This is a genomic window from Flavobacterium sp. FG19 (genome assembly GCF_057809475.1).
Genome location: NZ_JBMDKA010000025.1, coordinates 47,562 through 70,974, shown reverse-complemented (window position 1 = coordinate 70,974; position 23,413 = coordinate 47,562). Strand labels below are relative to the sequence as shown.

At 36.5% G+C, this 23,413-nt stretch carries 24 protein-coding genes; 20 read left to right on the top strand and 4 right to left on the bottom strand.

Annotated features, from left to right (window positions below; all coding sequences use genetic code 11):
* Nucleotides 1-7 precede the first annotated feature (7 nt).
* From ACODST_RS21490 to ACODST_RS21470, 5 genes are all read left to right on the top strand, one after another.
* A complete protein-coding gene (locus ACODST_RS21490) occupies nt 8-1,006 on the top strand; it encodes a sensor histidine kinase (protein ID WP_488934142.1) in 999 nt (332 codons plus the stop codon).
* Nucleotides 979-1,689, top strand: a complete 711-nt coding sequence (locus ACODST_RS21485; RefSeq protein ID WP_488934141.1) for a LytR/AlgR family response regulator transcription factor — start codon at nt 979-981, stop codon at nt 1,687-1,689. Before ACODST_RS21490 ends, ACODST_RS21485 begins: the two co-directional genes overlap by 28 nt.
* A 285-nt stretch (nt 1,690-1,974) precedes the next feature.
* The gene (locus tag ACODST_RS21480; protein ID WP_488934140.1) at nt 1,975-5,160 is read left to right on the top strand and encodes a hypothetical protein; all 3,186 of its coding nucleotides are present in this window, start codon (nt 1,975-1,977) and stop codon (nt 5,158-5,160) included.
* A 132-nt stretch (nt 5,161-5,292) separates the two neighbouring features.
* Nucleotides 5,293-5,793 (top strand): hypothetical protein, encoded by a 501-nt coding sequence (locus tag ACODST_RS21475; RefSeq protein WP_488934139.1) that lies wholly within the window; start codon nt 5,293-5,295, stop codon nt 5,791-5,793.
* Between the two features lie 339 nt (nt 5,794-6,132).
* Entirely contained in the window at nt 6,133-6,861 is a 729-nt protein-coding gene (locus tag ACODST_RS21470) for a peptidoglycan-binding protein (RefSeq protein ID WP_488934138.1), read from the top strand.
* Between the two features lie 186 nt (nt 6,862-7,047).
* On the opposite strand, the gene ACODST_RS21465 is transcribed toward ACODST_RS21470, so the two are convergent.
* Nucleotides 7,048-7,440, bottom strand: coding sequence for a hypothetical protein (locus ACODST_RS21465; protein ID WP_488934137.1), 393 nt, complete (start codon nt 7,438-7,440; stop codon nt 7,048-7,050).
* Nucleotides 7,441-7,529: 89 nt separating this feature from the next.
* Between ACODST_RS21465 and ACODST_RS21460 the strand changes: the two genes are divergently transcribed.
* The 14 genes from ACODST_RS21460 (at nt 7,530) to ACODST_RS21395 (ending at nt 20,555) form a co-directional block, all read left to right on the top strand.
* On the top strand, nt 7,530-7,736 hold the full coding sequence (locus tag ACODST_RS21460) for a hypothetical protein (protein WP_488934136.1): 207 nt from the start codon (nt 7,530-7,532) through the stop codon (nt 7,734-7,736).
* 601 nt (nt 7,737-8,337) lie between these two features.
* Complete coding sequence (locus ACODST_RS21455) at nt 8,338-9,567, top strand: TMEM143 family protein (protein WP_488934135.1); 1,230 nt, start codon at nt 8,338-8,340, stop codon at nt 9,565-9,567.
* Nucleotides 9,568-9,822: 255 nt separating this feature from the next.
* A complete protein-coding gene (locus ACODST_RS21450) occupies nt 9,823-10,386 on the top strand; it encodes a hypothetical protein (protein ID WP_488934134.1) in 564 nt (187 codons plus the stop codon).
* A 50-nt stretch (nt 10,387-10,436) separates the two neighbouring features.
* Entirely contained in the window at nt 10,437-10,961 is a 525-nt protein-coding gene (locus tag ACODST_RS21445) for a DUF2199 domain-containing protein (RefSeq protein ID WP_488934133.1), read from the top strand.
* 47 nt (nt 10,962-11,008) lie between these two features.
* Nucleotides 11,009-11,473: an Mpo1 family 2-hydroxy fatty acid dioxygenase gene (locus ACODST_RS21440; protein ID WP_488934132.1), complete on the top strand. Its 465-nt coding sequence runs from the start codon at nt 11,009-11,011 to the stop codon at nt 11,471-11,473.
* Between the two features lie 12 nt (nt 11,474-11,485).
* Entirely contained in the window at nt 11,486-11,893 is a 408-nt protein-coding gene (locus ACODST_RS21435) for a hypothetical protein (protein ID WP_488934131.1), read from the top strand.
* A 312-nt stretch (nt 11,894-12,205) separates the two neighbouring features.
* Complete coding sequence (locus ACODST_RS21430; protein ID WP_488934130.1) at nt 12,206-14,047, top strand: TlpA disulfide reductase family protein; 1,842 nt, start codon at nt 12,206-12,208, stop codon at nt 14,045-14,047.
* Nucleotides 14,048-14,155: 108 nt separating this feature from the next.
* Nucleotides 14,156-14,836, top strand: coding sequence for a metal-dependent hydrolase (locus tag ACODST_RS21425; protein WP_488934129.1), 681 nt, complete (start codon nt 14,156-14,158; stop codon nt 14,834-14,836).
* 150 nt (nt 14,837-14,986) lie between these two features.
* Nucleotides 14,987-15,835: an alpha/beta fold hydrolase gene (locus ACODST_RS21420; RefSeq protein WP_488934128.1), complete on the top strand. Its 849-nt coding sequence runs from the start codon at nt 14,987-14,989 to the stop codon at nt 15,833-15,835.
* A gap of 121 nt (nt 15,836-15,956) precedes the next feature.
* Nucleotides 15,957-16,796: an SIR2 family NAD-dependent protein deacylase gene (locus tag ACODST_RS21415; RefSeq protein WP_488934127.1), complete on the top strand. Its 840-nt coding sequence runs from the start codon at nt 15,957-15,959 to the stop codon at nt 16,794-16,796.
* Nucleotides 16,797-16,863: 67 nt separating this feature from the next.
* Entirely contained in the window at nt 16,864-18,342 is a 1,479-nt protein-coding gene (locus ACODST_RS21410) for a phytoene desaturase family protein (RefSeq protein ID WP_488934126.1), read from the top strand.
* A 96-nt stretch (nt 18,343-18,438) separates the two neighbouring features.
* Nucleotides 18,439-19,041, top strand: coding sequence for a dihydrofolate reductase family protein (locus ACODST_RS21405; RefSeq protein ID WP_488934125.1), 603 nt, complete (start codon nt 18,439-18,441; stop codon nt 19,039-19,041).
* A 48-nt stretch (nt 19,042-19,089) separates the two neighbouring features.
* The gene (locus ACODST_RS21400; protein WP_488934124.1) at nt 19,090-20,199 is read left to right on the top strand and encodes a tetratricopeptide repeat protein; all 1,110 of its coding nucleotides are present in this window, start codon (nt 19,090-19,092) and stop codon (nt 20,197-20,199) included.
* Between the two features lie 155 nt (nt 20,200-20,354).
* The gene (locus ACODST_RS21395; RefSeq protein WP_488934123.1) at nt 20,355-20,555 is read left to right on the top strand and encodes a hypothetical protein; all 201 of its coding nucleotides are present in this window, start codon (nt 20,355-20,357) and stop codon (nt 20,553-20,555) included.
* Between the two features lie 34 nt (nt 20,556-20,589).
* On the opposite strand, the gene ACODST_RS21390 is transcribed toward ACODST_RS21395, so the two are convergent.
* Nucleotides 20,590-20,883, bottom strand: a complete 294-nt coding sequence (locus ACODST_RS21390; RefSeq protein ID WP_488934122.1) for a type II toxin-antitoxin system RelE/ParE family toxin — start codon at nt 20,881-20,883, stop codon at nt 20,590-20,592.
* Nucleotide 20,884: 1 nt separating this feature from the next.
* Nucleotides 20,885-21,121: a ribbon-helix-helix domain-containing protein gene (locus tag ACODST_RS21385; protein ID WP_488934121.1), complete on the bottom strand. Its 237-nt coding sequence runs from the start codon at nt 21,119-21,121 to the stop codon at nt 20,885-20,887.
* A gap of 304 nt (nt 21,122-21,425) precedes the next feature.
* On the opposite strand from ACODST_RS21385, the gene ACODST_RS21380 reads away from it, so the two are divergent.
* Nucleotides 21,426-22,640, top strand: coding sequence for an outer membrane protein assembly factor BamB family protein (locus ACODST_RS21380; RefSeq protein WP_488934120.1), 1,215 nt, complete (start codon nt 21,426-21,428; stop codon nt 22,638-22,640).
* 99 nt (nt 22,641-22,739) lie between these two features.
* Here ACODST_RS21380 and ACODST_RS21375 read toward each other — a convergent pair whose 3' ends face one another.
* Nucleotides 22,740-23,384 carry a DMP19 family protein gene (locus tag ACODST_RS21375; protein WP_488934119.1) on the bottom strand — a complete coding sequence of 215 codons (645 nt, stop codon included), beginning with the start codon at nt 23,382-23,384 and terminating at the stop codon, nt 22,740-22,742.
* Between the last annotated feature and the right edge of the window lie 29 nt (nt 23,385-23,413).

Genomic DNA, 23,413 nt, shown 5'->3' with positions numbered 1-23,413 from the left:
TGCCGTTATGACGATGCTTAAAATTTATCAGAACTTTTTTCTCCGCAACCTCATCGTAAACAGCTTTATCTTTGTGATTATTTTTGCCTGCGTTTACGACGAAATCCGATTAGACGGCCACGATTTGTCGTATATGCTCAGCAAAATAAGCGTGGGCTATTTTCCGTGCATTGTATGGATTACCATTTTTAACCTCTTTATCATCAAGCCTTTTTTGTTTAAGAAAAGGCTGAAAACTTTTTTTCTTCTCTTTGCCCTTTACTGGACGGCTTTTTATTTTTTCATGAACTGGTTTTTTCCCTTGGTCGGTCTTGGAAATTTTAAAACCCTTCAGATATTATCGCTGATTATCAACGGGATGTTTTTCTTTTTTATTCATGTGGTCATTACCAAAAAAATCATGGATACGGATAAGGACATTATGAATTTCAAATCGGAACTGTCGTTTTTAAAACAGCAGCTTAATCCGCATTTTTTATTGAATGCCATGAACAACCTGTACGGTGAATCCCTGGCCGAACCGGATAAGGTTCCGGACCGGATTCTAAACCTTTCGGACCTGCTGCGCTATCAGATCGAAGCCACCAAAAAAGATTATGTACTGGTGGAAGAAGAAATTGCTTTCGTTAAAAAATACATTGAATATTATACCTTTCGCAATGAGCGTTTAAAAGTGCAGCAAAATTTAGAAGGGGATTTTGATACACTCGAAATTCCGCCTTTGTTCTTTTTACCCCTTGTTGAAAATGCCGTGAAATTTTCCGGCGAAACAACGGAACCTTTTATTCTACTGGATTTAAAAGTAAAATGCCGACATTTGACTTTTACTTTAAAAAACAATTACCTCGATTCGGGTTCCCGACTTTCCGGCACCGGAATCGGGATTCAGAACCTCAAAAGGCGTCTGGAAGTGTATCATTTAAAACACGACCTGAGCTGTACGAAAGAGAAAAATATGTTTGTTGTAAAATTAAGTATATGGCACTTACCTACCGCTGTCTTATAGTCGACGACGAATCACCGGCCCATAAAGCGCTGGTTTCGCATATCTCCAAGTTTGACGAACTGGAACATTCCGGCAGTGCATTTAGCGGTATGGAAGCCCTGAAACTGCTGAATGCCAATACCTACGACATTATTTTTCTGGACATTAATATGCCTGTTATTTCGGGTGTCGAACTCATGGAACTGCAGCCCAATCGTCCGCTTACGATTATCACCACCGCTTATTCTGATTTTGCCCTTTCGGCCTATCAAAATGATGCGATCGATTATTTGTTAAAACCCATTTCACCTGAAAAATTTGCCAAAGCCATCGAAAAAGCCAAAACCTATTTTTGCGGAAACAGTCTTAAAAAAGAAAACAGCCCTGCCAAAGTCCTCTCCTACCGCCTCAACGGACAAATGACGGATATGCCGCTCAACGATATTATCTACATCGAAAGCCTGGGCAACTACATGAAACTCTACAGCAGCAGACTGCCTTTACCGCATATTATTTACGGTTCGCTCTCCAGCATCGCCTCCGAAATTGACCACAATAGTTTTATTCAGGTACACCGTTCGTTTATCGTAAACACGAATAAAATTAAAGCGGTCACCTTTAAAAACCTTACCATGTGCAACGATGAGGTAATTCCCGTAGGACGCAAATACCAGATTCTGCTGGATAATCTTTCGATTAGATAGTTTTTTTAATTAGATAATTGAGCAATTGGGATAATTGAAATAATTGGATAATTCTATCTCCCCCCTTTTTCTATTGTTTCTTAGATTGTTTGAATTTTAACTAATAGTAAATTATCCTGAATACAAGCAGTTGTCCTATTTATTTGGACAAACTAAACCGATAACCTCCTAAAAATGAGTATTTATACGCATAAACACCTCATGCAATAAAAATAAATTTGCTGTAAGATTTTAAGTGTTTATTTTTATACAAAAATTAAATTCCAACCTCCAAATTTATCTGTCATGAACAAAAAGCTGCTAATAGTACTTTTTCTATTATTTAATTCTCTTTTATTTTCACAGGTTAATCCCACGCTGGCGGTTGGTCTTGAAAAGTTGACCATGAACAAAGGGACTATTGATGTTGAGGTATTAACCCAGATTATCATTAGTAAACAAAAAGAACTCAAACAGGAAGCGCTTAAAAGGTTTATGTTCAGACTCTTTCCGGAAGCGAATTTTACCACAAAATACTATGTCCAAAATTGTTTGAATATTCTTTTAAACGAAAAAAATCCACAGGTCATCGAAAAAGAAATACTCGAACTTACTACGAATTATGCATTGTCATTAGGAGTCGCTTATGCTGTTATAAAATCAAATGACTCTGAACTTATTAATGTTAATAATACTTACAATGATTATAAAATATATTCTTCTTACTATCAAAATACACTAATAAGAGAAAAAGAAAATGAGTTTAAAAAACTAAGCAAAAGAGATAAACTACAGGCTTCAATTTCTGAATATGAGAAAAAAATTAAGGACATACTCCCTACCTTAAATAAAAAAGAGGATCTTAAAAAGTTAAAAGAATACAAAAAGTGTCTTGACAAATACAAAAACAAATTAGCCCGTTTAAATTTAAAAAACGGAATTGCAACTGATAACAAACTTGTAATTGAAGAAAAAAAAGAAGAAGCCCTGAAGCTTATTACAAAAATAAAGGAGTATTCCGGCAAATTGGGGATAATTCTGGAAACAGCAACTTTGGATGAAGTAGAAAAATATTTAAAAAACACTTCCAATACTGATAAAGATATTTTGCCTATAACCAATATTTTAAACGAAATCAATACAAAATTAGTTGAAATTACAGAAAAAGAAAAAGCTTTATCAACTCAGCTAGAAGCTGTTAAAACAGAAAACAAAGCGAATCAAAAAACCAACACCAAAAACCTAAAAGAACAAACTGCTTCAATAAACAAAGTAAAAGAGGAACAGGACTTAAAACAGCAGATTGAAAAATTAGATCTTGAAAACGAATTAGCTGCTGTTAATGCCGATATTAATGATTTAAAAAAATACATCATCGAAGTTCCTTTTGGAATCATCCTGGATGTGGTGAGCCTTTCATTATCGGACATACCCGAATTGCAAAAAAAAGGTTTTTTTAAAAACAAAATTGATTATCGTTCCGGTGAGTTTTACTTAAAATTAAGTGATGGTAAAGGAGATGTTGTTACTGCCAAAAACTTCAGAAACAGTCTTGACAATTTAAAACTGCATGTCTGCAGTAAAATCAGGCCTTATGTTCAGAACTATGATATTATCAATGAATTTCTAAAAAAGAACAAAGGCAAGAAAGTCAATGATATTATGAATGATCTGGAAGATGAAAGTATTGGTCTTATTGCTCCAATGCTGAATGAAAAAAAATGGGTCAGTATATATCCTAAAATAAAAAGCACACTTGATGATATAACCAAATTAGAGAATGCTATTCGAAATATAAACTCCAGTATTATTTCGCGTACTCCCGGACAAAATATCTTCACTCCCGTTGACTGCAGTGATGCCTGTGGCAGAGTCTTTCTTTCGGCTTACAAAGAATCTATCCAGTTTCAAAATTCTCTAAAAGCATTTAATAAAACCATTTCTGTTTCGGATGACGATATTAAAAGTAAGGCCGAAGGGCTTTTAAAACTGGTACCGTTATCAGCATTTGATTTTCCGAATAAACCAATGCCGAAATTAATTCTGCTGGAAAACACCGAAACTGATGCAGTTAAAACAACTATCAATAATTCGATCACGGCAATAAACAATAAAATTGCCAAATTAAACAAAACCAATAGGAACGAATTAACGGTTGAAATACTTACTGATGCCATTCAGCTGGAGAAAGACATTACTCCGCTTACAGCTAATGACAGCCTTATTTCTGTTATAAAGACCAATGACTTAATAAACGGCAGTTATATAACCATGAAGATGGACGATTTTAACACCCAAGTTGATAAAATAGAAAACTTAGTAATGGTGCTTTTCTCTACTATCGAAACCCGTAACAAGGAAAAAGAAAAGAAAAGAGAAGACAGTAAAAAAGAAATAAAGGATAAATACAAAATCATCGCCAAGTCTAATGATTTTTACAATGAATATTTAACTCTGGTACTGAATGAAGTGACAGCAACTGACAAGTTTAAGGTTACTGATTTAGATTCTGTTACTGTTTCTAAAGCTTCTCAGATTCTGCCCAATATACATGCCAAAATAAAATCGCTTATTAATAATTATGATATTCATATGAGCGATATTGTTTATATCGACGAATATATAACCGAAAAAATGATTGAGCTTAAAATAAGGGATCCTTATAATGACAAAGTATATAATAAAATCCTTGCCCATACTAAGATCATAATTCCGTTATTAAAAATCAAAGCTTTACAAAACATAAGCGGAATAGTCAATTATGACGAGGAACTAATGAACTTATTCGAGTTTATCGCTAATTTAAACAATCTTGACAAAGCGGAAACCTACCAGAGTATTGTTAATATGTTGAGGGACGGCAGTAAAAAAGTACAGGATAACCTTACCGAAGGAGAATTTAAAGACGGTTATACCCTTTTTATCAATGCCATGAAAAAATATACGCTTATTAACCCGTCTGAAGAATATGTTGAAATTGATGTCGCTTCTTTTTTAACTGACCTGCAGCAGTATTATGACCGAAACAATAAATCAAAATTCGCATTATACTTAAGTTTAGGATTAAATCAGAATTTCTTCTTTAATGATTTCAAAACTGCCGATCAGGAGTCTATAAACAATATTGCTTTTGCCTCAGAAAAAATTGGGGCAAAATGGCGTTTTGTAAACTTTAAGTATTATCAGGGGTATGAAAATGTAGTTAAAGACGATGTTTATCTCAATAAAAAAGCTCCATTTGTAAACGAGATGTATGCTTTGGTTTACGGAGCAGGATTACTTTATTCTGTAGCCAATACCACCACTAATGAAAATTTTGATTTTCCTCATGTAGGCACCGGAATCGGAATTCGTTTCTATAATGCTTTAGACTTAAACCTGATTGTCGGGTTTCCTTTTGTAAAAGATCAAAAGTTTGGTAATAATGCTTTTTGGGGCTTTGGACTAGATATACCTTTAGGAGAATATCTGGAAAAGCTGGGCAGTAAATAATGGCAGGATTGGTTCTGTCAGTACAGAGAATTTCACCTCTTTGCACTGCTGCATTTTTATTTGTTAAAAACCATCCTAATTAACTCGAATTTTCTTTCTTTGTAATTCAAAACCATAACTAATCCTAAATCTATGAACCTATTAAAAACAGCCCTTTTTCTATCGGGTTTTATTTTTTTATCCGGATGCAATCCTGAAGAATGTACCAAAGTTGTTGACATTCCTGAACATATGGTACAAACCGCAGCGGGTGTGACGTATGTTCCGGGGCAGGAAAAAAGAGTGCCTTGTAATTATGTGGAGGAAACCAATTATGAGGAAAGTTTCGAGCTTAAAAACTTCTCTTATGAGATTATCAGCTTTACATTTACTCCTGACACCGGAAACAATACATCAAGGCTGCAGTATGAAATTAAACTCAAAAACAATAACAATTTTACTGTTGCAGGAAATCCGGCTCTATCGCTGAACGCAGACGGAACGGTCTCTACCGCTTATCTGGGATCGTGTGAAACCATAGAAGCCAATTCGTACTGCACTATCTCGTTTGACCAGGAGCAATCTTTAAACTTTGGTTTAATCAAATCTGTTAAACTGGAATCTTTAAAATACATCTTAAAAAGGGTCGAATAATTATTCTTCCTTTTAAAACACAAACCTGCGCAATCCTGAAAATTTCAGGATTGCGCTTTTTTTATTAGAGAAATTAGTATTTAAAAATCTGACAGCCATTCGACCGGAGTACCGGAACTTTCCCCTGCAAAAAACCGTATAAACCCCTGACAACATGAATTTTATTATTAATAATTTTACTTTAAAAAAATAGTTTTTTCTGTTTTTCGGTTATCCTCCGTTGTTTTCATTACCCTCTCTTCAATCAGCCCGGCCTGATCTTCGCTTCGAAAAACAGGATTTCTTTTTTACCCATACGATTTCACCCCCAATCCAATTGTTGAATCAAAATCAAAACTCATGAAATCAATTAAAAAAAATGCCACCGGTAAATTAGTCTCTTTTTTGAAAAAGAACCTCATTAAATTGGGATACAGCGTAGATGCTACCGATCTTTTTGATGATGCTGTAGATACTGCCGTAAAAGAGTATCAAACCCAAAAACAGCTGAAAGTAGACGGTATCGTAGGAAAGGATACCTGGACTGCAATTTATATTGATACGGTTGCTCCCCGGACATCCGGTTCCAAACTCGACCGCGGCGACAATGTTTTACTACTGCATCCTGTAGTACGAAAAGCTGTTATTGCGACTTATGTACAGCTGCAGTCAGAAGATATTCCGTTCAGGATTTTCGAAGCTTTCAGAACTCCGGACAGACAAGCCGATTTATATGCTCAGGGACGCACCAAACCCGGAAACATCGTAACCTACGCACAGGCCTGGTCATCGTACCATCAATATGGGCTGGCGGTTGATTTTGTGCTTTTTATAGACGGAAAATGGTCATGGGAAGACAACACCACCCAAAAGAGACAATGGTGGAAAAAACTGCATACAATTGGTGAAAACGAAGGCTTAATGCGTCTGGATTTTGAAACACCACACCTGCAGCTTGCCGGAACCAGTTCCAGTGCATTAAGAGCCGGACTCTATCCTGCCAATGGAGACAGTTCCTGGAAAAACAACTTAAACACGGCCATTAGCCAGTGGAACAAAACACCTGCCGCACCTCCAAAAGTGCCTTAAAAAAATCAAAAACAGGTATAAATACGTGTTGCCACAATGATAATAAGTGGTAACATTGCGAAGAATAATTTTTATTTTAGAATGTAGTGTTTCCGCAAGGAAGCTTTTTAATTTTGTCACTTTTTTTTTTGGAACAAAGGTGGGATTTCAAATCGCTGGTAACGATTAGAAATCCCACTTTTTCTATTATTTCCCCTTTTTACAGGCGTCCAGCTGTTCTTCAAGATGGCGGTTGATCTTTTTAAGACCTTCAATTGTTTCCTGTCGGGCTTCCGCAAGTGCTTTATAATACTTCGTCTGCTCAGAATCTGACCCCTCATTTCTGTTATAAGGCTCTGCATCGTCGTTCAAAACGTCGAGTTTTGTCATGTTTCCAGCTCCGGTTAAGAGCCATACCGGGTTAATTTCAGAATATCTCTTTAGAATATTCTCTAATTTGTCAACACCTATCGTTCTGTTGTTCTTTAACTGGCTGGCAAAAGAACCATTTGACATGCCAACCTCTTTCTCAAAGGCACTTACATTACTGCCTATAGAGTCAATATAAATCTTTATTCTTTGTATAGTGTTTTCTTCCATTGTGTAATTTATTAGAAAATATCTTAAATTTTTATTGCAATTAAGAAATATCTTACTATATTTGTCTCATTTTTAATACAAATACAGCGATGGACAAAAATAGGAAAAGTAAACCAAGTTATAATCAAGATGTGCTAAAGATTATAAAAAATAAATACGGGTATTCTTACGACTACATCCGTAAATCGATTAGAGGCGACCGTGTAGGCGAAATCAGTGAGACGATTAAAGCCGAATACAACAAGCTCAACAGCGAAGCACTAAAGGCCATAAACCTGCAGGCCGACAAGCTTTAAACCGCCAAAATTCCCCCAGGAACACCAATACCACCAACCCGCTCACTTTTAAAACCGCAAGAGCAAACCTCCAATAAAACCACTGAAGTCCGCCCTAAACAACTTCACCCCTTTCCAAAAACTTAGCATTTCCTTTGCGGTAAAAAACAAAGTCTCCCAAAAACAAAACCTTCCCTGCTTTTCAAAAAAACTTCGCGTCTTTGTGCCTTCGTGGCAAAAAAACAGCTTTTCAAAAAAACTTCGCGTCTTAACGTCTTTGCAGCAAAAAACAAAGCATCCCCAAAACAAAGCCTTCCTTACTTTTCAAAAAGAAACTTAGCGCCTTTGCAGGAAAACCACCCCTACTTTTCAAAAAAAACCGTGCCTTTACAGCAAAAACCTCCTATCCTTTTCAAAAAAACCTAGTGCCTTAGCGCCTTTGTGGCAAAAAAAACAGCTTTTCAAAAAAACTTCGTGCCATTGTGCCTTCGTGGCAAAAACCTCCTCCCCTTTTCAAAAAAAAACTTAGCGCCTTTACAGCAAAAAAACAAAACCTTAGCAGCAAAAAATTGTACCTTTGGCTGCTCTGCGCCTAAAAACAAATTAAAGCCTCACAATCAATATGACACGAGAACATTATATTCCGTTTAATAAGGAATTTTTGCTCGGGCAGCAAATGGCCGCTTTTGCCCACGACCAGCAAAAGGTCGAAGATTTTAAAAAACTGTTCGATATTATCGAACATTATTACCATTACGAGTCTTTTAATTTAAACCGCAGCTTAAAGCAAAACTACGCCCTCTATGATCCTGATTTAAGCGAAAAAGAGCGCGAAGGATTTATAGGTAAAAGCGATTTCTCGATTTTCAAACAAACCCTGCTTACTGTTCTGGAGCGCGGCAATTATTACCGAATCAGTGAAAACACCCTCAAGGAAGCCATTGCAGAATCTGATTTAATAGGGCTGCGCCTGGCTATCGATTTTAATGCTTTTAAAGATTATGAACTGTATGCCCGCGGTCATCATAAGGCCAAAGAAAAAGTTAAAAAATTCTTCTTCTGGAAAAAAGAAGTCGAAATCGAATATTATGACCGGGTTTTAATTTACCTCAATTATAGTGATGCCGACTATCTGGCGCAGAAAAAGGTCAAATTAGGCAAAATGCCGATTGACCCGGGATCTATTGCTTTAAAGATCTTTAAGCGTGTGCCTAAAAATGATCTCGAAACTATTTTCCCGAATGCCATACCCAAAATGTCTTTAAAAGACAAACTGCTGCTTTGGGTTCCGGGAATCTTTGGAGGAATTTCGTTATTGAGTGCCAAAGTAATTCCGGCACTGATCAATATGTACGAAGCTTATCAGACCGGAGAAACAATTGATTTATTAAACAGTAAAACCTCGCTCAATCAGGGACTGATTGCTTTGGGGATTTTATCGGCCTACTGTTTCCGTCAGTACAATAATTTTATCAATAAAAAAATCAGGTATTCGAAAACCCTTTCGGACAGTTTGTATTTTAAAAATGTCGGCAACAACAGCGGGGCTTTTTATTCCTTATTAAATTCATCTGAAGAAGAAGCTTTAAAAGAAACCATTCTGGCTTATACTTTTTTAAACAGCAGTACGGATCCGTTAACGGCTGCCGAACTGGATTCGCAGATAGAATCCTGGTTTTCCGGTCACTTAAAAACCGACCTGGATTTTGATGTCAACGACGCTTTATTAAAATTAAAAAGTATTGGTCTGGGCACAGAAACCAACGGAAAATGGGAAGTAATCCCGCTAAACGAAGCTCTTATAAAAATAGACGAACTGTGGGACAATATTTTCGATTATAACCAGTCCTGATACTGAAACTGTTTCCTGATCTCTTACTTTAAAACTAAAGCTGCCGGAATTTAAAAAAAAACTATATTTTTAATATTCATTTCACCCGTTGGGTGAAATGGAATAAATAGCTTCATTCAAGAATTAAAATCTAATTTGATCTGCTAAAATCCTTTAAAATCTGCGTGAAATCTTTTTGCTTATAAATTTTTCACGCAGATTCATACAGATTAAAGCAGATTTAGACAGATTTATATCTAAGCTGATTTAATAGAATTGAAAAAAATAATTTCACCCAACGGGTTATTCCTTTCTAATGATACTGTTTTGAGCAAGACTTTTAAGGAAAAAATTATTCCGCTTATCGTAATGGTCGTATTAGGTATTCTGATCTTAAAGGGAATCGGGATATACCGAAAAACGTTTATCGACTGGTACCTGCTTTGTATTCCGGTACTTTTGGGTCCGGTTATCCTTTATCCGTTGTTAAAACCACTGTTCCTAAAATCAGGAGAAAACAAAAAAGGAGCCGCAATAATGACTTTTCTCTTTACAGCACCAGTCCTTTACTATTTATTTCTGGCACTTAACTTTTACTGCCCTGATTCTGAAAACTGTAATCAAAAGCTTTTAAAAATAAACCAGACAGGGAAAATGTCTGGTAAAAGCAAATCTGTATTTGCACCCTATATCCTGGTTCATTTTAATCAAATCGATAAACAGTTGATTTTTCCTCAGGAAGAACAGGCTCAAATAACCCAATCATCACATATCAAAATAGAATACTGCAAAGGTTTACTGGGATTTTATATCGTTAAGGATTATACGTTTCAACCGTAATCCGGCATACTTTTACTCAAAAAAACTGTTATCTTTTAAAAACTGCACCTTTGAATACGATACCCAATTATACCTGCTCCTGCTGCGGCCAGACGTTTAACGAAATGCCTTTATGTTTTGGCAGTGAATTTCCGGCTTATTATTTTGCCATACCGCCCGAAGAGAGGGAACAGCGTATTGAATACAGCGAAAGCTGGTGTTATGTAGACGAAGAACATTTTTTTCACAGAGGAAGACTTACGATTCCGATCATCGATTATCCCGAAAATCTCGTTTTTAATGTCTGGACCACTATCAGCGAAAACCATTTTGTATTACGGATGGAATTATGGGAGAATCCGGACAGGATACATCAGGAACCTTATTTTGGATGGATGCAGACGAATGTACCAACATATGGCGAAACACTTTCTTTAAAAACCATTGCCATTGAACAGGAACCCGGACTAATTCCCGAAATAAAAATGATAGAAGAAAACCATCCCTTAACACGGGATCAGGAAAATGGAATTACGTTTGAAAAAGCCGTTTCGATTGTAAATGAAATAATGAAAATACAGCACGGTAAAAACTAACCAAAATTTTATTAGATTTACGCTAACTAACCTTAAAACCAACCAAAATGAGAACATTAGACCAATGGTTTGCCGAATATGCCGTAAGTCATCAGAATCCTGTAAACAAAGCCATACACTATATTTGTGTACCGGCAATTTACTTTTCTATTGTAGGTTTACTAATGAGTATTCCGGCCGGTATTCTTGCCAGTACGCTTAAACTGAATCTCCCGGTAATCGAAAACTGGGCTTTTGTGGTTTTACTCTTTGTTTTGGTTTTCTACATTCGGTTATCAGTTGCTATGGCAGTCAAAATTGCTCTTTTTTCGGGAATCTGTTTAGTGGTCAATTATTATATTTCACAGTTTTTCCCTTTATGGATATTTTCGATTGCCGTGTTTGTAATCGCCTGGATCGGGCAGTTTTACGGTCATAATGTAGAAGGTAAAAAACCATCGTTTTTAAAAGACCTGCAGTTTTTGTTAATCGGTCCGGCCTGGGTCGTTGAAAATCTGTTTTCTAAAAAATAATATTCTTTCGGTATGTTTGATTTTTTCAAAAAAGACAAAAAGCTTCCGGAGTTTAGCTTCATCCTTACACATCCTAAAAAAGACCTGTATTTTTACCGAACAAAAAAATGGGGCCGACTGAATCCGGACGAAATTTTTCTGGCAGATAAAGACGAAAATGATCAGATAAAAATGATTACTATGGACTTTTGGTTTCAGGAAATGTTCCTGGATGCCGACGGACAAAAAACTATAGCAGAATATCTGCCTTTACTAATCAGACAATTTCAGGACAGCAAAATGAAAGTCCCTGCTGATCTGGACGAATTTATGATTGAAACTCTCGAAAGCCTGAAAAACGATTTACAGGCTATTGAATTCAGTACTGTTCCTGTTGAACCGGCTCCTGAATTCAATACTGCTTTGTCTGATAAAAAGTAAAATTAACCCAAAAAAAATATCATTTTATTCGTACATTAGAATGGAAACCTGCCGGATTTGTGATTTACTCACAGGCCAAAAGCTATCAGGGAACTTTAGAGTTAAAAAGAAGCAATTCTTTTTAATCCCTTACTACCATATTTTTTCGGGTTTAAAGTCAGCTGGCTTTAAACCCGATTTTTAGTATACCCTTTTTCATCTTCCAGCTATTCTTTAAGAAATCTCCTAATGTTTTCTTAATAAAAAAACAAGCCGTCAAATAATCGCTAATTTTAGTTACTCTTAAATAACTAACTAAATACCAGCGTTCACATGAAAAAAGTTTTCTTTTTACTATTCTTATGCCTTGTTAATACTGCGTTTTCCCAAAGCGGTAAAGTATACCTGAAAAATTCAAAATTTACTATCGGCGGTGAGAATACCTATGTTTATGAACCTCCAAAAGGCATGGTTATTAACAATGATTCTAGAGCTAATGTTTTATATTCCTTCCTCTCTGATTACGGTAATCTGTCGCAGAAATTAATCAAAAAAGGGAAAAACTACGAGTTTACAGCAAAACTGCCCGACTCAGCGAGAACCGCCGCTGTAGTGATTACCAACCTTCAAACCATTACAGACCATAATAATGAAAAAGGGTATATCGTAAATTTGAGAACAGAAAACGAATCAGAATTAAGCAAAACACTGGCCAATGCCATTTTTATACGTTCGTATATTAATTATGCTTTTAAACTAAAACAGGATGTTAAGCCGGAAACGCAGATCGCCGAATATGAAAAATTATTTGAAAAATATCCTAAGTTAAAAGAAGACAAATGTTATGTCTCCTATCTGTATCAGAAATACAATAAAAATCCGGAAGAAAGTCCTGCAGAGAGTGCCGCTTTTGCCGCAAAATGCCTGAAAAAAAACACCGAAGAATACACCATGCTTGCTTATGATTTGTACGATACTGCTAAAATGCCGGACGAAAAAGAAACGTTAGAAAAGGAAATCCTAAAGCAATACCCAACGGGGACTCTGGCAAGATATCAATACGTTAATCGTGTACTAAGTAAGGAAAACAAAACCGAAGAGTACCTGTTAAAATGTATCGACACCTGTAACACAAGATATAAGAATAACCCAAAAGGACTTATGATACGCTTTTATTTCGTTTTAATGGATATCTATCTAAAAGAAAAGAACTTAGAAAAAGCAAAAAGTATCGAATCCCACTTTTTTAATCCCGCTTATGATTACAATGAACTGGCCTGGAAATTATCAGGCGGCGACCTCACACTTCCTGTCGAGGATATTGATTTTGCTATTCAAATTTCTAAAAGATCATTAGACCTGCTGGAAGAAAACAAAAAGGAAAAATTCTATCCTGAATATCAAAACGAGTTCAATATGTATGCCGATACCTATGCCCTTTTATTGTACAAAAAGGGCCGGTATGACGAAGCATTTCAGTATCAGGACCGTGTAAGGGAAGCAGGCGGTCTGGATACCGGAGGTAAAGAACGTTATTTGGCCATACTTGAAAAAGTAAAAAGCCAGGAAGAAATCAAATCCTATATTGAAAATGAAATCAACCATAACAACGTTACTCCTGCCGGATTTCTGCCTAAACTGAAAGAGATCTATATTGCCCAGAACATTCCTCTGGAAGCCTATGAAAAACTAAAAGAAAAAGCCGATCAGAATGCTAAAGCGGAAAGATCTAAAAATGTCCTCGACCAGTTTGGAACCAAAACCGCTTTTGACTTCAGTCTGAAAAATATGGAAGGAAAAGAAATCAGGCTTTCTGATTATAAAGGCAAAGTGGTTGTTCTTGATTTTTGGGCTACCTGGTGCGGTCCTTGTAAAGCTTCGTTTCCTAAAATGCAGGATCTGGTTACGAAATATAAAGATAAAGACGTTGCTTTTTTATTTGTAAATACCTTTGAAAATAAAAAAGAAGAAGATGTTCTAAAAAACGTAACGGCTTATATCAGGGAAAAAAAATATGATTTTAATGTCGTATTTGATTCTAAAACTGAAGTAGCCACTAATTATAAAGTAAGAGGAATCCCAACCCGGGTTGTAATTGGCAGAGACGGAAACATTCTGTTCTCCGACAATTCGAACACCAACATAGCCGAACTGATTGAAGAACATTTAAAATAGAATAGAAAAATTTTTAACACGGAATGCGCAGCTGATAACTGCGCATTTTTTATTGGTATCTTTATTGAACTTAAAATCAGGCTATTATTAATTTAAAAATCAGATTTTATGAAAGTTACTTATTACGGACATTCGTGTTTTTCGGTTTATGCTAATGGAAAATACCTTCTCTTCGACCCTTTTATTACAGCAAATGAACTGGCCAGTCATATTAAGGTGGATGAAATAAAAGCCGATTATATTTTTATTTCACACGCCCATTATGACCATATTCTGGATGTGGAAAGAATTGCTAAAAATACAGGAGCAAAGGTACTGGGGAATTTTGAAATCTATAACTGGCTCTTAAAAGCCGGAATTGAAAATGCCCATCCTATTAATCCAGGCGGGAAATTCAGCTTTGATTTTGGAACCGTAAAATGTGTCATTGCCCAGCATCCAAGCAGTTTTATGGATGGCAGTTATGGCGGTATTGCCTGCGGTTTTGTACTGACCACCCCGGACGGAAATTTTTATTACAGCGGCGATACTGCCCTGACCCTTGACATGAAACTGATTCTAAAATTCACCAGACTCGATTTTGCTGTTTTTCCGGTTGGAGATGGTTTAACCATGGGAATCGAAGAAGCTGTCGAAGCTTCTAAACTGGTGGAAGTAACCAACGTTTTAGGCGTTCATTATGATACTTTCGGCTTCATCAAAATGGACCATCAAAAGGCTCTGGACGAATTTCGAAATGCAGGCCTGAACCTTTTTCTGCCTGAAATTGGCGAAACTATTGAACTGTAACAGTCTCTATATTTCGTAAAAAACCGTTTTTTTAGCGAAATAAAACCACAAAAACCGGCCTCCTTTTTCTTCAAAGCCTGATTTTAAATATTTTTCTCAACGGGCATTAAAATTGTTTCTTATTTCATTATTAATCAAAACTTTAAAATAATGAGCACATCAAAAATAGATGCCTATAATTCCGAAACGCAGTTTGCGGATTTTTCAGACCGAAAAATCGCGTACCGATCCATTGGCGAAGGAACCCCGATTATTTTAATCAACCGTTTCAGAGGAACACTTGACACCTGGGATCCTTTGTTTTTAAACCTGCTGGCAGAGAAACATCAGGTCATTACCTTTGATTACTCCGGTATAGGTTACTCGACCGGAACATTACCAACTGATGTTAAAGAAGTGGCTAAAGATGTAAAAGACCTGACCGGTTTCCTGAAAATAGAAAAAGCCATTTTAATGGGCTGGTCGTATGGCGGACTGGTTACGCAGGCCGCAACACACCAATATCCGGAACTGGTTACGCACACCATACTGCTGGGAACGGGCCCGATAGGAAAAAGAGTGGTACCACTCGAACAGTCTTTTCTGGACCATGCTTTAAAACCTGTAAATGATTTTGAAGATGAAGTAATCCTTTTCTTTGAACCTGAATCTGAAGAAAGCAGAAAAGCCGCAAAAGCTTCGCATGACCGAATTGCGAAAAGAATCGATGTTTCTAAAATACCATCAACTATGGAGGTTTTTCAGCTGTATTTTGCCGGAGGTGAAAATGCTGCCGAAGACAAGGAAAATTACAGGGATAAACTGAAAACTACCCAAACACCCATATTAATCATTTCCGGGGATCATGATACGAGCTTTGCTGTAGAAAATTGGTATCCGTTGACCAAACAGCTGCCAACATCACAGTTAATCCTTCTGCCTCAGACAGGGCATGCTCCTCAGCACCAGAATATTCCGCTGGTTATACATTACATTGATAACTTTTTGCAGCACAGCTAAAAGATCTCCGGAAATTTATTTTATACAGAAGGGCAGAAAAAATTATTCATTTCTGCCCTTTTTTATGTTTGAAATGAATTTGTCTGTATTTTTACGATTCCTGATAAAAACAGCGATCACATTGAATACAAAAGAACAGCTTACTGAAATAATACAGCAGGTTTATACTAAAACCAATAGAAACCTTTTTACTTTTTTGACCGGGGCAGGAATTTCTTCGGAAAGCGGAATTCCCACTTACCGGGGAACAGACGGCATATGGGTGAAAGGAACAAAATTTCACAAACCCGAAGAATTTGGAACTTTTAAATACTTTAAAGAAAATCCCGAAGAAGTCTGGCAGTATGCTCTTTTTAGAAAAAAAATGTTCGAAAATGCCCAGCCTAACCAAAGCCATCACGAGATTGCCGCAATAGAAAACCTTTTAAAGGAACGCTTTCATTTAATTACCCAAAACATCGATAACCTGCACAGACGTGCCGGCAGCAGCAGCCTGTACGAAATACACGGAAACAACCGGGAAATGAAATGCGCTAACGGCTGTAAAGGAATAGAAGTCCTGCCTGCCGAAATTAAAGGAAAAGACATAGACGAAGACCTTACAGAAAAAGATACCGAATTGTTAAAATGTAAAGAATGCGGCGGCTGGCTGCGGCCTAATATTTTATGGTTTGACGAACGTTATGACGAAAGGACACACAAAAGATTCAGTGCTTTAAAAATAGCCAAAAATTCAGGAATTCTTTTTATTACAGGAACTTCGGGCGCTACTAATTTACCAATGGTTATTGCCGAAACAACATTAAAATACGGTGGCACCATCGTAGACATCAATACCGAAGACAACCGGTTTACGGAACTCATCCAAAACAAGAAGAATAAAATAATAATCCGGGAAACAGCATCAACCGTTTTAAAAACAATTAGGGAAATTATTAAAGAGACAGTCAACAGATCATAACCCAATCTACTTTTAAACAACCAAAGAAACCTGATTAAAAAACAATAAACAGTTTATTAAAAACTACATGATTGAAATATACGATGCGGTTATATTCGGGGGCGGAATTTCGGGATTCTCAACTGCTTTACGATTACAGAAAAAAGGACTTAAAACCATTGTTCTGGAAGCTCACGGACAGCTTGGAGGCTGCGCCGGGTTCTTTTCGAAAAAGGGATTTTCTTTTGATGTGGGCGCTACTACCCTTGTAGACTTTGTGGAAGAAGGTGTTGGAGGGCGTTTTTTTAAAGAAATTAATTTAGAAATCCCAAAAGGGGAATATATCGATTATATTGCCTGGCTTCCTGACAGAAAAGTAACCCTTTACCGGGATCCTGAAAAATGGCAGAAAGAACGGCTGGAGAAACTGGGTTCCACCCAAAACCATATTCAATTCTGGAAACTTATGGACAAAGTAACCGAAGTATTCTGGAGAGCCAGCCGACAGAACACTAAACTGCCTGTAAGCAGCGTAAAAGATGTCATTACAGCTGTAAAAGCAATAGGAATTAAAGATCTCCACTTGTTAAGATATTTAAATGCCACTATGCTGGACGTACTTAAAGCATTTAAACTGGAAAGCGAAAAACCGCTTGTTGGGCTATTGTCGATGTTAATTGAAGATACGGTTCACAGCAGTATTGAAGAAGCTCCGTTTATTAATGCTGCTCTGGGTACCACCATCCGGGGTGCCGGTTTAATGCGTGCCGAGGGAGGTATGAAAAGTTTTTGGGAGTATCTGGCTGCTCATTATATACAAATTGGAGGAACCATAAAAAAAGGAAACAGAGTAACCGGCTTCAACAAGGCTGATGGAATCTGGATTACCCAATCGACAAAAGGCATTTTTAAATCCAAAAAAATAATCAGCTCCTTAGCTGTCGACCTGACTTATAACCTGAGTCCTGAGTCAGTAAAAATAAAATTAGAGCCGTATATAACCCAAAACGAAAAATACCATGGAAGTGCCATTGTGGTTTTTCTGGGCGTACCTGAAGCCGAAGTTTCCGGCCAGTCGTTAACCCATCATCAGATCCTGCTTAGTTATGAAAACAAATTAGGTAATGGAAATAATATGTTTATTTCTGTTTCCGCCAAAGACGATATCAACTCCGCACCTTCCGGGTTCAGATCTGTAATGCTTTCCACACATTGTGAAATTTCAGAATGGCAGAACCTGTCAGAAGAGGAATATCTGCTAAAAAAAGAAAACACCGGACAATACCTGATTCAATGTGCCAGAAAAGTATATCCGGATCTGGCATCCAATCCCGTTGTTTATGAAATAGGCACACCGCTGACCTACGAGAAATTTACTTCCCGAATAAAGGGAAGTGTGGGCGGATTTAAACAAACCTTACAAAACACTAATTTCAAGGCGGTTCCGCAGGATATTGGAGTTAAAAATTTCTGGCTCGCAGGAGACAATACCTGGCCGGGACTTGGTACTGTGGCGGGTTTAATTTCGGGCAGAATAGCCAGTCAGTATGCCGAAAAACAGCTGTGATTTTTTTTATTCAAAAAAGATTCAGATTTCAACATACCGTTTTTCAATATATTGCGTTTGTTTAGTACATTTATATTCCGTCAAAACATTCTTATTATGAGAAAAATAATTGTTTTATCGATGATTTCATTAGATGGTGTCATGCAGGCTCCCGGCGGACCGGAAGAAGATCCGTCTGGCGGATTTAAATATGGCGGCTGGACGGCTCCTTTTGGCGATGCTGTTTACAGTAAGGCCGTAGAGAACGAACTCCGGCCTGCAGATTATCTCTTAGGCCGGAAAACTTTTGAAATCTGGGAAGAGTACTGGCCTAAAAATGCCCAATTCTGGCCGGGAATTAACGAAGGGCGCAAATATATCCTTTCGGCTTCCCGAAAAAAATCTGACTGGAAAAACTCTGTTTTTATCGAAAGTCTCGCAGAGATCAAAGAACTTAAAAATTCCGAAGGACGGGACATTCAGGTTTGGGGCAGCAGCGAACTGGTTCATTTACTGCTAAAGCATGACTTAGTTGATGAACTCCGTTTAAAAATCCATCCTGTGCTGCTGGGCAAAGGGAAAAAACTATTTGATGATGCAGCGCATCCGTCGGGATTTACATTAACCGAAAATACAATGACTACAACCGGGGTAATTCTCGCCACTTATAAACGTGCGGGAGAAGTCCAAACGGGCAGCGCCGGGGAAACCATTAGATGATCTTTTTAATTAAATCCATACAGGAATCTGACTATTTTTTATAAACCAATGAACAAAAAACTAACCTCCTTTATTTTAACCATCTTTAGTATAACTCTTTTTGCTCAGGACAAAATCACAGATGAATTAAAAACTTTATCCGACACGGAGCAATATAATACTATAATTGATCAGTACACTTCGGCATATAAAGACTATTCGGCAAAATCCCTGTATTATATTGGAATTGCCTATTATATGAAAGAAGACGATGCCAACTGTATCAAATTCATGGATTTGTCTCTACATAAAGACGATAAAGATCCTGCTGCATTTTATATAAAAGCTTCAACCTTAAATTATATGGGAAAGTATGATGAGGCAATATCCTGTTTTCAAAAAGCAATCAGCCTGAAAGCAGATGATGGTGAATTCTACAGCGGTCTTGGAGATTCGTATTATCAGACTAAAAACTACGCTTTGTCTCTTGAAAATTATAAAAAAGCAACGGAACAGACTAAATGTCCCGACAGACCTTATTTGATGATTGCCCAAATTTATTCTGACCAGAAAGATACTGATAAAGCACTTGAAGCCTACTATAAGGCCAAATCCAAAATAGCCATTGGGTCCGTTTCCTATACAAACAATTTATTTAATATTGGCCTGCTGGAATCTCTAAAAGAAAATTACGACAAAGCCGAACCGGTATTTATTGAACTTATTCAGCTGAACCCTTCAGATTATCATTCTTATGCCAAACTTATTCAGATATGTTATCACAGAAAAGAATATGAAAAAGCAAAACCTTTTAAAGACAAATTGTATGAAGCCTATGCAAAAGGAGAACTAAAAGACAACTTAAAAGACATGTTCTGTTTTGACCAGTTTAAATGGAATGGTTATCTGGTACAGGTATTTGAACGCTATGAAAACCAAAATAAAGGAAATATTTACAATAAACATCTCTTTTACTTTTTTGATAATAATGATAAACTTGCTTTAAGGGTTCAAACAGAATTCTCTCCGATTTCTATTGAATTAGGCGGGCCAAAATATTTACTTTGTGCCAGCAAAGGAAGTACGCATTACAATCCCGGAATAGGATTTAATGATGACTTTAAATATGATGATTTAAAAACTCAGGCTCTTAAAGTTTTTGATAAATATACAAAGTAGAAGATAACTGACCCGAATTCACGAGCTATCTATGGGAAATATTTTTCATATAACAGCATAGACTTCTTTATTATAATTCTATATTCGCTAAAAGAAAAACAGTTTAATACAGCTCGTTTTTACAATAAATAACCTGCTGATCAATACTAAAAGTTATGGAAAACAAAAACAATAATGTTCCTGTATTTACTCTAAGCATAGTAGCTGTCATTGTAGGTGCTGCTTTGTGGAAACAATTTGATTTTAAAACCCTGGAATTTGAAAAACCGGCACTCTCGGCTGTTTATCTTATTGTCTTTGTGTTTTCTGTTTTTGTACTGATCAAAAACGCCAGAAAAAAACGATCGCAGAAATAAAAAAAGCCCTCATTCTGTAAGGATGATGGTTACTTTACGATAAGTCTTCATTAAAATTCTGTCGGCCAATTATTGAAATTATTTCAATTCTGTTATCATTCATTACACGATAATAAATCGTATCCACACCACATACGCAATACCGATATCCCGATTTTATATAATCCGCTGATGGAAATAAAAATGGATTTTTTTCTATCCTTTCAAAACAGTCATATATTATATGATAATATTTATCCGCCTGATCTATTCCAAATCTGCCAGCGCCATAATAATAAATTCTCTTTAAATCTTCTTTGGCCTCACTACTCAAAAAATAAGTATACATCTCACAATCCTTTCTTGAATTCTGCCAGCATTTCTGCTCTGCTCTGCTTTTTTTCAAAGCCGCTTTTCTCACCCTGATCTAACTTATTACGGACAAATTCATAATATTGCTCCTGTGAACGGGCTTGTTTAATCAGATAATTGATCGCTTCGCTCTTACTTGAAAATTCCTGATTTTTTACCTGTTCTTTTAACCATTCATCATTTTGACTGGCCAATGAAATAGTTTGTCGTGCCATAACGATTTTTTTATATGGTGTAAATTTACACCATTTTAAATGAAATTAAATAACTTTTTCTAAATAGACCTGCTTATCTAAATTGATAATCGTTACTTCAAAGAACATATAACTTCTACTCAACCCAAAAAATAATTTTTAACTATATTTGAGCAGGCTATGGTTTTCTTATTGGCTTCAAAAAAAGGCAGATAGTACAACCCTGGCAAAAGCAGACAAAAGCAATCAGAAAAATGAAAGTTTTCGTTCTTTTATAAGGAATAGTTTCGAGAAGAAATCAAAATATAAAACCAAAATTTTAAAAATGAAGAAAAAACTAACAGCCCTTTTATTTATCTGCTTTGCTGTAAATATGTCCGGGCAGGTACCCGCCGCATCAAATCCTGATAAAACCAGTTCTTCAAACAGCAAGTTATCTCCTGCTGAAATAGTGACTAATAAAGCCTTAAAACCGGTTAAAAAATGTACTTTAGACGAAGCTTCTATTCTGATTTATGATTACGACGGCTCTCTTTTTTCATACGATTTAGAGTCGGAACAAATTGGCTGGACCGTAAAAGCTTCAGATGCCCATACTGAAATGTGCGGTAATAAAATAACCCTGAAGAACGGAGTAGTATATGTTCCGTTTATAAACGGTGAAATTTATGCCGTAGACAATATGACGGGTGAGTTTTTCTGGAAATCCAGATTAGGCAATATCACAGATCAGATCGTTTTAAAAGACCAGACTCCGGTTATTCATGAAGGGAAATTGTATATAACTGCCCAAAACCAGAACCAGGGCAGTAACCTGTATGCCCTGAATACAAAAGACGGTAGTTTAATATGGACCTGTAAACTGGATTCGCCGGCTAATGATATTACTCCACTTCTTTTTAACGGCAAAATTTTTATTCCGAGTGCCACGAGTTTTTACAGCATCGATGCCAATACCGGAAAAGTCCTGAACCAAAAAACATTTGAAGAAAACCTGTCCGGAAAACCGGTAACAGACGGCGAAAATATATTTGTGGCCAGCGAAAAAAACACGCTTTTTGCTTTAACTCCGGACAAACTCGATTTGGTATGGCAGTTTAAACTCGACGAAAACCAATACAACATCAAGGAACGTATCGTCTGTAGTGACAAAAAATTGTATTTTGCAGCACAGGGCACCCATACAACCTCTGTATACGCTGTTGATTCCAAAACCGGAACTCAGTTATGGAAAACGGATTTTAAAGACGACAACATCGAATATATCGTCAAAGAAAATGAAAACCTTTGGGGCTATACCCGTAAAGCAAAACTTTTTGAATTAGACTTAACCAATGGCGAAACCGCATTTGAATTAAAACTGACTACCCTGCCGGTTTCCAACATCGAATTCCCTGCTGATGATAATTTATTCTATTATTATTGCGATGCCGGTTTAATTCAGTTTGATTTAAAAGAGAAAGACGAAAACGTTTATTATATGCGAACCTCTCTTAAAGACAATATTTACAGTGCTTATCTGAAGATTATTCGAGAATAGAAAAAGGCCCGGGGATTTAGATTTCCGGGCTTTTTTGTCTATTTTTCTACCTAACAAATTCAGGCGATTAAGAGAATACTACTTATATTTTTAATATAGCTAATCCACAAATTCTCTTTTATGTTTTCTGATATACACAATTTGTAATTGCTGCAGGTTTTCCTTTTCATACAAGTCATAAAATTCATCATCAAACTTGTTTAACGGATTGTTTTCATACGATTTACTAAATCCCTCTATTGTCCCGTCCTGATATTGTGTTATTTTTTTATTCTCTTTTTCATAAGTGTCATTAGCCCGTTTTGTCAGGTTGGCGAATTTCTTTGCCCCCACTAGTTCCAGAGCATTTGGTAAATGTTTGTAAAACTGTCCGCTTGCGTTGTTGTAAAACTGATTATAGCCGCCATTATTTACTTCTCCTTCTAAAAGGCAAATCATATAAACAGCCTGCTTTGATTTGTTCCATGACAATACAAAATCATAGTGTTCCTGATTCTGAAGCGGCTGTTTTTTATAAAGATTATCAAAAATGACTTCCACTAAATTTTCATCCGAAATAGTATCAATCACCTGTTCAGTCAATGGATTCTGAAGCTTTTTAGGTGTGAACATTTCTATTAACTTCTCATTTCTTTTTTCTGCTTCATTGGTCAGCTGGTCGTTTTCTTTTTTTGTTTGTCCTGAACAGCCCAAAAGATTTAAGATTACTGCTAAAAAGCCTATACCTATTAGTTTTTGTATCATTGGTGTCTTCCTCCTAGTTAAATTTTACA

Bases quoted from the DNA above. Each gene is read 5' to 3' on its own strand.
- ACODST_RS21490 (WP_488934142.1), top strand. From the start codon at position 8: ATGACGATGCTTAAAATTTATCAGAACTTTTTTCTCCGCAACCTCATC.
- ACODST_RS21485 (WP_488934141.1), top strand. From the start codon at position 979: ATGGCACTTACCTACCGCTGTCTTATAGTCGACGACGAATCACCGGCC.
- ACODST_RS21480 (WP_488934140.1), top strand. From the start codon at position 1,975: ATGAACAAAAAGCTGCTAATAGTACTTTTTCTATTATTTAATTCTCTT.
- ACODST_RS21475 (WP_488934139.1), top strand. From the start codon at position 5,293: ATGAACCTATTAAAAACAGCCCTTTTTCTATCGGGTTTTATTTTTTTA.
- ACODST_RS21470 (WP_488934138.1), top strand. From the start codon at position 6,133: ATGAAATCAATTAAAAAAAATGCCACCGGTAAATTAGTCTCTTTTTTG.
- ACODST_RS21465 (WP_488934137.1), bottom strand. From the start codon at position 7,440: ATGGAAGAAAACACTATACAAAGAATAAAGATTTATATTGACTCTATA.
- ACODST_RS21460 (WP_488934136.1), top strand. From the start codon at position 7,530: ATGGACAAAAATAGGAAAAGTAAACCAAGTTATAATCAAGATGTGCTA.
- ACODST_RS21455 (WP_488934135.1), top strand. From the start codon at position 8,338: ATGACACGAGAACATTATATTCCGTTTAATAAGGAATTTTTGCTCGGG.
- ACODST_RS21440 (WP_488934132.1), top strand. From the start codon at position 11,009: ATGAGAACATTAGACCAATGGTTTGCCGAATATGCCGTAAGTCATCAG.
- ACODST_RS21435 (WP_488934131.1), top strand. From the start codon at position 11,486: ATGTTTGATTTTTTCAAAAAAGACAAAAAGCTTCCGGAGTTTAGCTTC.
- ACODST_RS21430 (WP_488934130.1), top strand. From the start codon at position 12,206: ATGAAAAAAGTTTTCTTTTTACTATTCTTATGCCTTGTTAATACTGCG.
- ACODST_RS21425 (WP_488934129.1), top strand. From the start codon at position 14,156: ATGAAAGTTACTTATTACGGACATTCGTGTTTTTCGGTTTATGCTAAT.
- ACODST_RS21420 (WP_488934128.1), top strand. From the start codon at position 14,987: ATGAGCACATCAAAAATAGATGCCTATAATTCCGAAACGCAGTTTGCG.
- ACODST_RS21410 (WP_488934126.1), top strand. From the start codon at position 16,864: ATGATTGAAATATACGATGCGGTTATATTCGGGGGCGGAATTTCGGGA.
- ACODST_RS21405 (WP_488934125.1), top strand. From the start codon at position 18,439: ATGAGAAAAATAATTGTTTTATCGATGATTTCATTAGATGGTGTCATG.
- ACODST_RS21400 (WP_488934124.1), top strand. From the start codon at position 19,090: ATGAACAAAAAACTAACCTCCTTTATTTTAACCATCTTTAGTATAACT.
- ACODST_RS21395 (WP_488934123.1), top strand. From the start codon at position 20,355: ATGGAAAACAAAAACAATAATGTTCCTGTATTTACTCTAAGCATAGTA.
- ACODST_RS21390 (WP_488934122.1), bottom strand. From the start codon at position 20,883: ATGTATACTTATTTTTTGAGTAGTGAGGCCAAAGAAGATTTAAAGAGA.
- ACODST_RS21385 (WP_488934121.1), bottom strand. From the start codon at position 21,121: ATGGCACGACAAACTATTTCATTGGCCAGTCAAAATGATGAATGGTTA.
- ACODST_RS21380 (WP_488934120.1), top strand. From the start codon at position 21,426: ATGAAGAAAAAACTAACAGCCCTTTTATTTATCTGCTTTGCTGTAAAT.
- ACODST_RS21375 (WP_488934119.1), bottom strand. From the start codon at position 23,384: ATGATACAAAAACTAATAGGTATAGGCTTTTTAGCAGTAATCTTAAAT.